This window comes from Pseudomonas solani (assembly GCF_026072635.1).
Classification (GTDB): domain Bacteria; phylum Pseudomonadota; class Gammaproteobacteria; order Pseudomonadales; family Pseudomonadaceae; genus Metapseudomonas; species Metapseudomonas solani.
This window is the reverse complement of the sequence record NZ_AP023081.1, coordinates 1,049,530-1,061,087: the sequence shown is the minus strand read 5'-3', so window position 1 is coordinate 1,061,087 and position 11,558 is coordinate 1,049,530. Positions and strand designations below refer to the sequence as shown.

Here is an 11,558-nt window from a genome sequence, read left to right as displayed (position 1 = left end):
TGTTGCCTCAATCCTGGAGTTCGGCCTGGCTTTCGACGGGGTCGATGAGCACCGCTTTCTTGCGGCGCACCATGAGGTCGAGGATTTCGTCCTGTTTTTCACCGAGCACGCCGGCGAAGCTGATGCCGGTGGATTTGCTCGGGGCGAGCATTTCCACGCGGTAGAGCTCCACGGAGAGCGGCGAGTCGATGGACAGCGGGCTGGAGCCGTTACCGGCGAGCTTGCCGCCGACCACGATCATCGAGACCTTGGTGTCGAAGGGGTCGAGCTCGATGTCGCGGTCGGTATCGGAAAGGTCCTTGATGTGCCCGTACACGCCGGTCAGCCCGTTGGCGATGGCGAGGTTCTCGTACAGGCGGATGTTCACGCTGTTGCGCAGGCGGATGCCGTGGCGCTGGTTGTTGACGATCTTGTTGCCCCACAACAGGTTGTTGGAGCTCTCGTACAGGGTGATGCCGTCGGCATGGTTCTGGTAGACCTCGTTGTAGGCCACCAGGTTGTTCACCGAGTTGCGGTCGATGACGATGCCCGAGAGTTTGTTGTCGTAGGTCTTGTTGTTGATGATCCAGCTGTCGTCCACCTCGCGGGAGATGATGATCCCGTGCTTCTTCTTGGTCCCGTAGACGGTGTTCTCGGCGATGATCAGGCCGTGGGAACGGTCGTGGGGGTCGATGCCGTAGACGATGTTGTCGCGGTAGGTGTTGCCCTTGATCACCACGTCGCGGGCTTCGTAGCAGTAGAAGCCGTACCAGTGGTCGACGAACTCCGAATCCACCAGCCAGCCGGTGGGCTCGGGGCGCTTGAGGCGCTCGTGCATGCCCGGGGTGTACTGGGTGATGGAGACGCCGTAGGACTTGGAGTTGTTGTAGCCGAGGCTGGTGACGGTGCTGCCGACGATGTACAGCTCGCTGCCGCCCCAGGAGACCAGGAAGGGGCGGAATTCGTCGGGCGTGCGGAAGGTGGCCGGGCCCTTGTCCTGCTCGCGCCAGGCGGTGAGCTTGGTGCCGATGATGAACAGCTTGCCGTCGTTGACCAGGAACGAGCCGCGCTCCTGGGAAAGGCGGAAGTCCTTGGTGTCCTTGCCGATCTCGAGGTTGGCGTCCTGGGCCACCACCACGGGCAGGCGGGCCAGGTAGACGCCCGGCTCGGTCTCGCTGAACTGGGTGTCGGGCAGGGCCTTGGCGATGTCGGCGGGGGTGACGTGGCCGCCCTCGATGAAGATCGCCTGGGGCATGCCGCGCTGGCGGGTGACCCATTCACGCATGCGTTCGTTGCCGCCGATGAAGTCCTTCAGGGCGTCCTGCTGCAGCATGCGCCGCACCACCACCTTGCCCTGTTTCGAGCGGTCGATCTTGGCGTCCACCGCTTGCGCGGTGTAGCCGGAGAGGTCGGGCAGCGTGGGCGCTTCCAGGTGCAACTGATCCACCGGCGCGCTGGTGACGGTGTAGTTCTTGGTTTCCTTGAGTTCCTTGGTCGGCTCGGCGGCCTGGACCCAGGGCGCTGCGATGAGCAGCGCGCCAAGCACCACACCGCTGAGCGGCAGGGGGGTTCCGATGGGGTTTCTCATGGCTGTTCTCCCTTCGCGCATGGCGGCCTCAGAAGCGCCAGATGAAGTCGACGAAGGCGCGGTGCATCAGCGAGTCGGTGCCGCTGCCATAGGCATCGCCCGGCTTGAACACGCCACCACGGAAACGCACCAGCGCGGAGGCGTCGTCCATGTGCTCGGCCATCGAGGCCGGCAGCAGGCCCTGCTTGAAGTACTTGGTGACGACGAAGTCGAGCTCCTGGCCGACGTCTTTCTCGCCGTCCTCCAGCGGGGCGATGATTCCGGCCTGGCCGACGTCCTGGTTGTCGTCGATACGCCAGAAGCGGTGGTAGACGACGCTGGCGTCGTAGTCTTCGCGCAGCTGCCAGGAGGCGAAGGCGGTGCCCACCTGGAGGTTGCTCAGCTCGCCGCGGAAGGCTTCGCCGAAGCGGTGCATGCGCGAGTTGGTGCCGGTGAAGTTGGAGCGGTTGCTTTCCATGCCGGTCTGGCGGAACTGCTCGGAGCTGTCGTCGTCACCGCCGCCGCTGCCACGGGCGTAGGCGCCACCGACCTTCCACTGGTCGTCGATGTTCCAGCGCAGGCCGAGGTCCAGCGCCCAGGCGTCGACGTCGACGTTGCGCGAGCCGTTGGCGACGCTGTCGTTGCCGACCACGGTCTGGTTCAGCTCGTCGATGTCGCCGGTGAGCCAGGTGGCCTGGGCCCAGTAGTTGAGGGTCTCGGGGGAGCGGCGGTCGAAGAAGCCGTTGTCGGCGTTGATGCCGAGCCAGGTCAGGTCGCCGGTGTAGCGCTTGTCCAGCGGGTCCACCACTTCGCCGTTGTCGGGCAGGCTGCCGTTGTCGCGGCTGTGGTGGAGCTTGAGGCCGACCCAGTGGTTGGGCATCCACTGGGTGGCGACGTCACCGAAGATGTGCTGGCGGTCCTTGTCTTCGGGGGCCAGTTCGTCGATGTCGGTGCGGTATTCGCTGAAGCGCTCGGCGATGCCGACGTTGGCGGTGAGCAGGGTGGTGTCGAAGGTCCAGCGCAGGGCTTCGATGTTGGTGTCCCACCAGGTGCCTTCGTCGCTGCGCACGCGCTGGCGACCGAAGCGCAGGTGCTCGCCCGGGTAGGCGGTGAGGCCGGCGTAGTCGACCCAGAACTCGCGCAGGGCGAGGTAGCTCTTGTCCGGTTCGCGGCCGTCGTTGTTCTGGCTGGACTCGCTGTCGATGTCGCTGGATTCGAGGGTGTCGGTCTCGACGATGTCGGTGGCGGTCACCGCCTGGCCCATGGCGAAGGCGCTCCACTCACCACGCTGGCCGTAGACCCAGGGACGCAGGTCGAGGCCGATGCCGTTGACGTCGCCGCCCTTCTGGGTGCCGAGGTCGCGGTCGTCTTCCGATTGCGCGGTGACCTTGATGTCGAGGCCGAAGTTCTTGTCGCTCATCTGCACGGCGAAGGCGCTGCTCGCGGTGATCAGCGTGATGCCCAGGCCCAGGCTGGCATTCGTCCAGAGATTGAATTTCATATCGATTCCTTCAAGGGGTCTGCATGGCTTGCATCTGTGCGGCGTCTTGCAGTGCGGTGCCTCTCAGCTGGCGTTCTTCACGCAGCAGCTGTTCGGCCCGCGCACGCTCTGCAGGCTGCAGTTGTTGTTCCACCGCCTGGGCCAGCTCGGTGGCCTGGGGTGTGTTCTTGGGGAGCGCCAGCTGGCTGAAGACGTAGGCGTTGACCAGGTTCGGGGTGATGCCCTTGCCCTGGGCGAACATCTGGCCGAGGGCGAAGTCGGCGTTGATCTGGCCGCTGCGCGCGGCATTGAGCAGGTAGTCCAGCGCCTTGTCGGGGTAGATGTCGCCCAGGTAGCCACGGATGTAGATCTGCCCCAGCAGGTAGTTGGCGCTGGGTTCGGTGGCGGAGGCCTTCATCAGGTGCTCCTCGGCCTTGTGCGGGTCCTGCGGCAGCAGCTTGCCTTCGTAGTAGAGGCGGCCCAGCAGCAGCTCGGCGCGCGGTTGCGCGGCTTCGCGGCCGTGGTCGAGGTACTCCATCATCTTGTCGATGTCGCCCAGGCCCGGGTATTCGTAGAGCAGCTTGGCCAGGCTGACCCAGGCGGCGGGGTAGGCCGGGGCGATCTCTTCGAGCATCTCCTGGGCCTTGCCTTCGTCGGGCTTGCCGCCGAGCTCGGCGTCGGCCAGCACCTGGGCCACCGAGTCGACGCGCTGGGCGGGGATGACGCCGGCGTGGTAGCCGTTCATCAGTTGGGCGACCAGGGCTTTCTGTTCCTCGGCCTTGTTCTGCTTCTGGTACACGGTGGCCAGCTCGACGTAGCAGACGTCGGCCTGGGCCAGGGTGCGCTTGCAGATGTCCTCGATCTCGCCCAGGTGCTGGTCGTAGGTGCCCTGGCTCCGATAGAAGAGGATCTGCGCCAGCTCGGCCTGGGGCTGGCCGTCGGCGCGCCACTGAGCGATGCGCTGCTGCACGTTCACGCCGGGGAAGTCCTGCGGGAAGGTGAGGTAGAGCATGACCAGGGGCAGCAGGCTGCTCGGCTCGCCGGCCTTGAAGGCCTCGTCCAGCAGCTTGGCCGCTTCCTGGCGTTCGGCGGGCGTGGCGTCGGGCTTGCGCGCCAGGAGCTTGCCGAGGCGGGCCTTGGCGCGGGGCGATTCGTCCATGGCCTGGCGGTAGATCTGCTCGGCCTGGCGCATCTGCTCCGGGTCACCGCTGTTGACCTGCAGGTCGGCCAGGCCGACCTGGGCACTGACGTAGCCCAGGTCCGCCAGCTGGCGGTAGTTGCGCTCGGCGGTGGCGGTGTCGCCACGCTTGAGCGCTTCGTTGGCCAGGCGTTGGTCGGGCAGGCCGGCACAGCCGGCCAGCGCGACCGCGGCGCCGAGCATCAGGTAACGGGAGGGGAATGTCGCCACGTGGTCTCCCTCCTTAGAAGCCGGCGGCCAGGGCGCGGTCGACCATCCAGTCGAACGAGGGGCCGCGGTCGATGCTGACCTCGACCGGCTGGCCGGCGAGCTTGCTGTCCAGGGTCTGGTCGGGCTGGATGACCACGCGGATGTCGGAGGACAGGCCGCTGTCGATCAGGCTGGTGCTGATGATCTTGCCGTGGCGCGGGCTGTCTTCGCCGGCCACCTGGAAGGTGACGCTGGCGCCGGGCTTGGCCTGGGCGAAGTTGCGGTAGGGGAAGCGGGCGCTGACGGTGGCTTCGAAGTCCTGGGGCACCAGCTCGAAGATCACGTCGCCCTTGCCGGCGAACTGGCCGTCGGCGACCAGCTGGCGCGCCACCTTGCAGTTGCAGGGGCTGGTCAGGGTGCCTTTCATCTGCTTGCCGAACAGCTCTTCGACGTTGGCCGGGGTGAGCTGGTCGTCGGTCAGGTGGCCCTTGAGCATCTCCAGCATGGTGGCGGAGAAGGAGGCGATGGGGGCGCCCTTGTCGACGTTGGTGCCTTCGCCGCCGATCAGGCTCTGCACGGTGCCTTCACGGGGCATGGTGACCTGCATGCTGGGCACCGCGACCATGCCGGATTCGGCGTGGGTGACGAAGTACAGGCCGTACAGGGACTTGAAGATGAAGCCGAAGGCGGCGAGGCCGACGACGAACAGGCCGGCGCTGAAAGTGACGGCCTTGAGGCGGCCGAACACGCCCATGCCGCCGCCGTTGCCACCGTTCTTGCGCGGCTTGGTGAAGTTCTCGCGCTGCAGGGTGTTGAGCATGTCGCCGGCGCTGATCACTTCACCGGACAGGTGGGCGCTGATCAGGTAGCGCAGGGTGGCGATGTCGCGCGGCTTGAGGCTGTGGAACTGGCAGCCGGCACGGCCGCTGTTCGGGTCCACGGCACGCACCTGGAATTCGACGTCCAGGCCCAGGGTCAGGCTGTCCAGCTGGAACAGCATGCGGCCCTGGTGGTAGTCGCCGACCTGGGCGCGGTGCTTGGGGCTGGTTTGGAAGGAGAAGCCCCCGGCGGAGAGGTCGACCAGGCGGTGCTCGACCCGTTCGTTGTTGGCCAGGTAGCGGATCTTGGCCGGTATCTTGACCCGGGCGTGCTGGCGCTGGGCTTCGGATTCGTGCACCACATTGACGTTGACGGCTGTATTCATGGCTTGGATTTCCTATTCAAGTTCTGTCACACGAACGCCATCAGCGTGGCGACGAATACGCTGGTTGCGGTGAAGGTCATGGCGCGTGAGGACCAGGTGTTGAACCAGCGCGTAAAGCTGGCGAGATCACGGTTGAGCTTGGTGTTCTGGCGCGTCCACGACTGTTGGTCGAGGCGGAAGAAGACGTAGATCTTCACCAGGGCGCCGACGATCTGGTTGTAATAGAGGATCAGCGGGTAGGCCGGCCCTATGTGGTGCCCTGAAACGCTCAGCAGCAGGGTGAGGATGAAACGGGTGAGACCGATCCACAGCAGGTACACGAGCAGGTAGGCGATGCTGTACTTGATGCTGGCGATGATGGCGACGGCGAGGCCCAGCAGGCAGGTCCACATCGATACGCGCTGGTCGCTGAGCACCAGGGTGGTGAACCAGCCCAGGCGGCGTGGCCCCAGGCGCAGGGCCCGGGAGTTCTGCCGCAGGTTGTTGCCGTACCAGCGGAACATCAGCTTGCGGCTGGCCTTGATGAAGCTCTTCTCCGGCGGGTGCTCGACGGTGTTGATCGCCGCGTCCGGCACGTAGAAGGTGTCGTAGCCCAGGCGCATCAGGCTGTACCAGCTGGACTTGTCGTCACCGGTGAGGAACTGGAAGCGACCCAGGCGCCAGTGGTCCAGGTGGTCGCTTTCCACGTCGGCGATGAAGTCCGGGTCGGTCACCACCTTGGCGCGGAACACCGACATGCGCCCGGTCATGGTCAGCACCCGCTTGGAGAGCGCCATGGAGCACATGTTGATGTGGCGCTGGGCGAAGCGCAGCTTGTGCCACTCGGACATGATGTAGCTGCCCCGCACCTCGCAGAACTCGTTGGTGGTGAGGCCGCCGACATTGGGGAAGAGCTTGAACCAGGGCACGGTCTTGTTCACCACGCCTTCGGCGAGCACGGTGTCGCCGTCCACGACCGCGACCACGGCGTTTTCGTCCGGCAACTGGCGGGAGATGGCGCGGAAGCCATAGGCCAGGCCGTCGCGCTTGCCGGTGCCGGGGATGCGCACGAAGTCGAGGGCGACGTGCTCGGGCGGGTTCATCTTTTCCCACAGGCCCTTGACCAGCAGCTCATCGGACAGCTCGACGATGGAGCAGACCACTGTGGTGGGGTAGCCGCAGCTGATCGCTTCCTGGATCACCGAGCGGTAGACCATGGCGGTGGTCAGCGCGTCGATGCGGAAGCTGGTCACCAGCAGGAATACATGGGACGGGTCGGCCGCCTTGCCCAGCTTGCGAACCTTGCGCCGGTAGTGCGGGTAGACCACATACAGGAACAGCATGCCGCGAATGAAGTGCAGGCCGCCCATGGAGTAGCGCCAGATGCCGACCAGGCCGATCAGCAGCAGGAAATGCTTGGAGTCGGGGTCGAAGACCGACTTGGGCAGGGCCAGTGCGAGCAGCCCCAGGCCCGTCAGGTAGAAAAGCCAACCCGCCGCCTCGTTGAGGCTTAGCTTGAGCTTGTCCATACGTTTATCCATTCCGTCGTTGGCGCCGGACAAACCTCGGGCGTGGGCGCGGCTTCTTGTTGTTCGCCGACCCGAGGTTCATCACTTGCGTTGCGCTTAGAAGCTGGTGTCCGGGATTACCAGCAGATGCCTTCGGCCTGTGCGTTGGTCGCCTTGGGCATGAAGCCCACGAGGTCGATCACGCGCTTGCCTTCGGGCGCTCGTTGCGCCAGCGGGGCGAAGAGCTCGTCGCGGTTGCCGAGGACGATGATGTCGGCATCGCCGACCACGCCGTCGAAGTCGCTGTCGAGCAGGGAGGACACATGGGGAATCTTCGATTCGATGTAGTCCTTGTTGGCGCCGTGCACGCGTGCGTACTCGACGTTGCGGTCGTAGATGCGCAGGTCGAAGCCCTTGCCGATGAGCATCTCGGCCAATTCCACCAGGGGGCTTTCACGCAGGTCGTCGGTACCCGCCTTGAACGACAGGCCGAGCAGGGCGACCTTGCGCTTCTCCTGGGCGGCGATGATGTCGAAGGCCTTCTGCACCTGGTAGGCGTTGCTGCGCATCAGCGAGCCGATCAGCGGGGCCTCGACGTCCAGCGAGCTGGCGCGGTAGTTGAGGGCGCGCACGTCCTTGGGCAGGCAGGAGCCGCCGAAGGCGAAGCCGGGGCGCATGTAGTACTTGGAGAGGTTGAGCTTGTGGTCCTGGCAGATCACGTCCATCACTTCGCGACCATCGACGCCCACCGCCTTGGCGATGTTGCCGATCTCGTTGGCGAAGGTGACCTTGGCGGCGTGCCAGACGTTGCAGGTGTACTTGATCATCTCGGCGACCTGGATTCCCTTGCGGATGATCGGTGCGTCGAGTTCGCGGTACAGGGTTTCGAGCAGGTCGCCGGAGGCCTTGTCCAGTTCGCCGATGACGGTCATGGGCGGGAAGTCGTAGTCCTTGATCGCGGTGCTTTCGCGGAGGAACTCGGGGTTCACCGCGACGCCGAAGTCGTCACCGGCTTTCTTGCCGGAGCAATCCTCGATGATCGGGATCACCACGTTCATCACGGTGCCCGGCAGCACGGTGCTGCGTACGACCACGGTGTGGCGCTCGGACTTGTCACGCAGGGCGAAGCCGATCTCGCGGCACACGCCTTCGATGTAGTCCAGTTCCAGGTCGCCGTTCTTCTTGCTCGGGGTCCCGACGCAGATGAAGGAGACTTCGGTGTCACGCACAGCGGCGGCGACATCGGTGGTGCCGCGCAGGCGACCGGTCTTGCGGCCTTGCTGCAGGAGCTCTTCGAGCCCGGGCTCGACGATGGGGGATTTACCGTTGTTGATCAGGTCGATCTTGGTGGTGGAGACGTCTACACCGACAACTTCATGACCACGAGCCGACAGGCAACCGGCACATACTGCACCGACATAGCCCAAACCAAAGATGCTGATACGCATCGCATTCACCTCATCCATTTAGCACGCTGTTAATTGGTGGCATAATCGCCACTTCCGTTTTGCAGCCGTTACATTCAATTCGTAACTTTCAGCTGCGTGCAGGCATGACAAACACCTGGCACCGAAACTGCGGGTACCTGAAGCGGAGCCTGTGAACAAGCTGGCTCCAAGGGTTCCTGGACTGATTACCTTACTGGCTCTTGTCCCTGGTTCTTGTCAGTCGATCCTGTGTCTAACTTCTCCTCTTAGTTCGCCTGTCTGGTTTCTGGCGCACAACTTCCCCCTCGGAGCATTCCGATACATGGGGGCAGTTTGGAATCACGCTGAAATATTGCGTGAAGAATTAAGTGACGGGGTTATGAGTGTTCGGGTTTTCGGATAGTTCCTACCGTTCGTCATCAATTTGATTTGTTGCAATTCATCGGCTACGGCCATTTGTAATTGCACTTTGATGGCAAGCTTTGCGTATTTAAGCGCGCTGGAAAAGTTCCCTGTTTTTAACTTTGGCAAGCGCAGCGGTAGTTCGCTATGGCCCGTGCTAGAGCCTGCGCGTTGTTTACGCAACAGCGCGGAAGTTCCCTGGCCAGTTGTTAGGCAGGCGGTACGTTAGTTCCAGGGGGATTTAAAGTGATGGCACCGAGCCGGTGCGCTGAAGTGGCGGGGGAGAAGAAAGATTGGCCGGTTGGACGACGCCTGGAGGCGTCGCCCAACCAATGGCAGGTTGTGGCGGGAAACGGGGCGGGAGAATCAGTCCTGCGGGGTGTCGCGGAGGAATACCAGCTTGTCTGCCGAGGAGGCTTCGGCGTTGTAGCGGTAGCCTTGGTAGTCGAAGTCCTTGAGGCCTTGCGGGTCGGTCAGGCGCTCCTTGATCACGTAGCGGGCCATCAGGCCACGGGCCTTCTTGGCGTAGAAGCTGATGATCTTGTACTGGCCGTTCTTCAGGTCCTTGAATTCGGTGTCGATGATGCGGGCATTGAGGGCCTTGCGCTTCACCGAGCTGAAGTATTCGTTGGAGGCGAGGTTGAGCAGGATGTCGTCGCCCTGTTCGGCCAGCGCTGCGTTGAGCCAGCCGCTGATGCGCTCGCCCCAGAAGGCGTAGAGGTCCTTGCCGCGGGCGTTGGCCAGCTTGGTGCCCATTTCCAGGCGGTAGGGCTGCATCAGGTCCAGCGGGCGCAGCAGGCCGTAGAGGCCGGAGAGCATGCGCAGGTGGCGCTGGGCGAAATCGAAGTCGGCCTCGGCGAAGCTCTCGGCATCGAGGCCGGTATAGACGTCGCCCTTGAAGGCGAGCAGGGCCTGCTTGGCGTTGGCCGGGGTGAACTCCGGGTGCCAGCTGCCGTAGCGCGCGGCATTGAGGCCGGCGAGCTTGTCGGACAGGTGCATCAGCTCGGCGATCTCGTTCGGCGCCAGGGTGCGCAGTTGCTGGATCAGCTCCTGGGCGTGGTCCAGGTGCTGGGGCTGGGTGTGGCGCGGAGTCACCGGCGGGGTTTCATAGTCCAGGGTCTTGGCGGGGGAAATCACCAGCAGCATGAGTCGTCTCCTTCAGGAATGCGGCGATTCTAGGGATTTGCACCGTTGGGCTCCACCTATGGGGACGATTGACGCTGTCAGGTGTTGCCTGGGGGGCAGGGGGCCTGCCCCGTGAACGCCTTCTATATAGGGCTTCAGCCCACCGCTGCTGGAGCGATTCCCTCGCCCGGTTGCCACACATCACATTCGGCGCCTGGGGCGTTGCGCTATAGTGCGACGCCCGGCGCATCCGCCGGCCCCCTCTCATCCACTTTGACAAGGAGGTCGTAGTGAAGACCCTCTCGCGTATCGCCCTATCCCTGCTGTTGGCTTCCAGCGCCGCCCTGGCCCAGGCCGAACAGCTGCCCATCGAAGTGCTCAGCGCTGTGGTCAAGGACCAGAAGATCGCGGGTGCCGAGGTGCTGGTGCAGAAGAACGGCGCGCAGACCGCCGCCGGCAAGACCAACGCCCAGGGCCAGGTGACCCTGGACAGCGCCTTCGCCGATGACGCCGACGCGCTGCTGATCATCAAGAAGGACGGCTACTCCAACCTGGTCGCCAAGTGCCCGTGCAAGGGCATGACCTACGCGGTAAGCCCGGTGATGCAGGACCTGGACGGCATGCGCGTGGTGCTGAGCTGGGGCGAGACCCCGGCGGACCTGGACTCGCACATCGCCTTCCCCGGCAACCACATCTATTTCGACGCCAAGGAAGGCACCGACGCCGACCTGGACGTGGACGACACCGACAGCTTCGGCCCGGAAACCATCACCCTGCACAAGAAGCGCTTCGGCGAGACCTACGTGTACGCGGTGCATGACTTCACCAATATCAACAACCCGTCCTCCAAGGCGCTGTCCCTCAGCCAGGCCAAGGTCTTCGTCTATGTCGGCCAGTCCCTGGTGCGTACCTACTACGTGCCGAAGGACCAGCGCGGCAACCTGTGGAAGGTGTTCCGCCTTTCCGGCAACGGCGACTTCCAGGACATCAACACCCTCGAAGGCAGCAAGGCCCAGGACGCCAACTACGTGCTCGGCGACATCGAGCCGCTGCTGGGCAATGGCCAGGACGTGGCTGCCCAGGCCGTGACCCAGGCCGCCCAGGGCGATGCCAAGGCACTGAACAAGCAGGGCGAGGCGGCGTACCACGACGGCAAGCTGGACCAGGCCATCGACCTCTACCGCCAGGCCATCGAGCTCAATGCCAACTTCGGCCAGGCGTACAGCAACCTCGGCCTGGCCTACCAGAAGGCCGGCCGCACCGCCGAGGCGATCTGGGCCAACCGCAAGGCCATCGCCCTGGCCAGCGGCGCCAATGCCGCCACCGTGCGCGCGAGCTCCTACTACAACATCGCGCGCATCTATGAAGAGGCCGAGCAGTTCGACGACGCCCTGCGCCACTACCACCTGGCCAAGGAGCAGAAGGCCAACCCGGTGTACGACAAGGCGATCCAACGGGTTCGGGACCGCCACTGATCCACTATCGGTAACCAGCGCGCCC

Annotated in this window: 8 protein-coding genes; 1 reads left to right on the top strand and 7 read right to left on the bottom strand. The window is 64.3% G+C overall.

What is annotated here, in order from left to right:
- Window positions 1-7: 7 nt before the first annotated feature.
- From algG to yaaA, 7 genes are all read right to left on the bottom strand, one after another.
- Window positions 8-1,567 (bottom strand): mannuronan 5-epimerase AlgG, encoded by a 1,560-nt coding sequence (gene algG, locus PSm6_RS04950; RefSeq protein WP_265169684.1) that lies wholly within the window; start codon window positions 1,565-1,567, stop codon window positions 8-10.
- 28 nt (window positions 1,568-1,595) lie between these two features.
- A complete protein-coding gene (locus PSm6_RS04945; protein WP_265169683.1) occupies window positions 1,596-3,047 on the bottom strand; it encodes an alginate export family protein in 1,452 nt (483 codons plus the stop codon).
- A gap of 10 nt (window positions 3,048-3,057) precedes the next feature.
- Window positions 3,058-4,407 (bottom strand): alginate biosynthesis TPR repeat lipoprotein AlgK, encoded by a 1,350-nt coding sequence (algK, locus tag PSm6_RS04940; RefSeq protein WP_021220905.1) that lies wholly within the window; start codon window positions 4,405-4,407, stop codon window positions 3,058-3,060.
- A 40-nt stretch (window positions 4,408-4,447) separates the two neighbouring features.
- On the bottom strand, window positions 4,448-5,617 hold the full coding sequence (locus PSm6_RS04935) for an alginate biosynthesis protein Alg44 (protein ID WP_265169682.1): 1,170 nt from the start codon (window positions 5,615-5,617) through the stop codon (window positions 4,448-4,450).
- Window positions 5,618-5,643: 26 nt separating this feature from the next.
- Window positions 5,644-7,125, bottom strand: a complete 1,482-nt coding sequence (alg8, locus tag PSm6_RS04930; protein ID WP_265169681.1) for a mannuronan synthase — start codon at window positions 7,123-7,125, stop codon at window positions 5,644-5,646.
- A gap of 116 nt (window positions 7,126-7,241) precedes the next feature.
- Window positions 7,242-8,552, bottom strand: a complete 1,311-nt coding sequence (gene algD / locus PSm6_RS04925) for a GDP-mannose 6-dehydrogenase (RefSeq protein ID WP_265169680.1) — start codon at window positions 8,550-8,552, stop codon at window positions 7,242-7,244.
- Between the two features lie 747 nt (window positions 8,553-9,299).
- A complete protein-coding gene (yaaA, locus tag PSm6_RS04920; protein ID WP_043240000.1) occupies window positions 9,300-10,079 on the bottom strand; it encodes a peroxide stress protein YaaA in 780 nt (259 codons plus the stop codon).
- A 269-nt stretch (window positions 10,080-10,348) separates the two neighbouring features.
- Between yaaA and PSm6_RS04915 the strand changes: the two genes are divergently transcribed.
- Window positions 10,349-11,533: a tetratricopeptide repeat protein gene (locus PSm6_RS04915; RefSeq protein WP_371877023.1), complete on the top strand. Its 1,185-nt coding sequence runs from the start codon at window positions 10,349-10,351 to the stop codon at window positions 11,531-11,533.
- The last annotated feature ends 25 nt before the right edge of the window (window positions 11,534-11,558 follow it).

What these genes read in the sequence shown, in the direction of transcription:
- algD (WP_265169680.1), bottom strand. Translation starts at nt 8,552, where the DNA reads ATGCGTATCAGCATCTTTGGTTTGGGCTATGTCGGTGCAGTATGTGCC.
- algK (WP_021220905.1), bottom strand. Translation starts at nt 4,407, where the DNA reads ATGCTCGGCGCCGCGGTCGCGCTGGCCGGCTGTGCCGGCCTGCCCGAC.
- yaaA (WP_043240000.1), bottom strand. Translation starts at nt 10,079, where the DNA reads ATGCTGCTGGTGATTTCCCCCGCCAAGACCCTGGACTATGAAACCCCG.
- PSm6_RS04935 (WP_265169682.1), bottom strand. Translation starts at nt 5,617, where the DNA reads ATGAATACAGCCGTCAACGTCAATGTGGTGCACGAATCCGAAGCCCAG.
- alg8 (WP_265169681.1), bottom strand. Translation starts at nt 7,125, where the DNA reads ATGGACAAGCTCAAGCTAAGCCTCAACGAGGCGGCGGGTTGGCTTTTC.
- PSm6_RS04945 (WP_265169683.1), bottom strand. Translation starts at nt 3,047, where the DNA reads ATGAAATTCAATCTCTGGACGAATGCCAGCCTGGGCCTGGGCATCACG.
- algG (WP_265169684.1), bottom strand. Translation starts at nt 1,567, where the DNA reads ATGAGAAACCCCATCGGAACCCCCCTGCCGCTCAGCGGTGTGGTGCTT.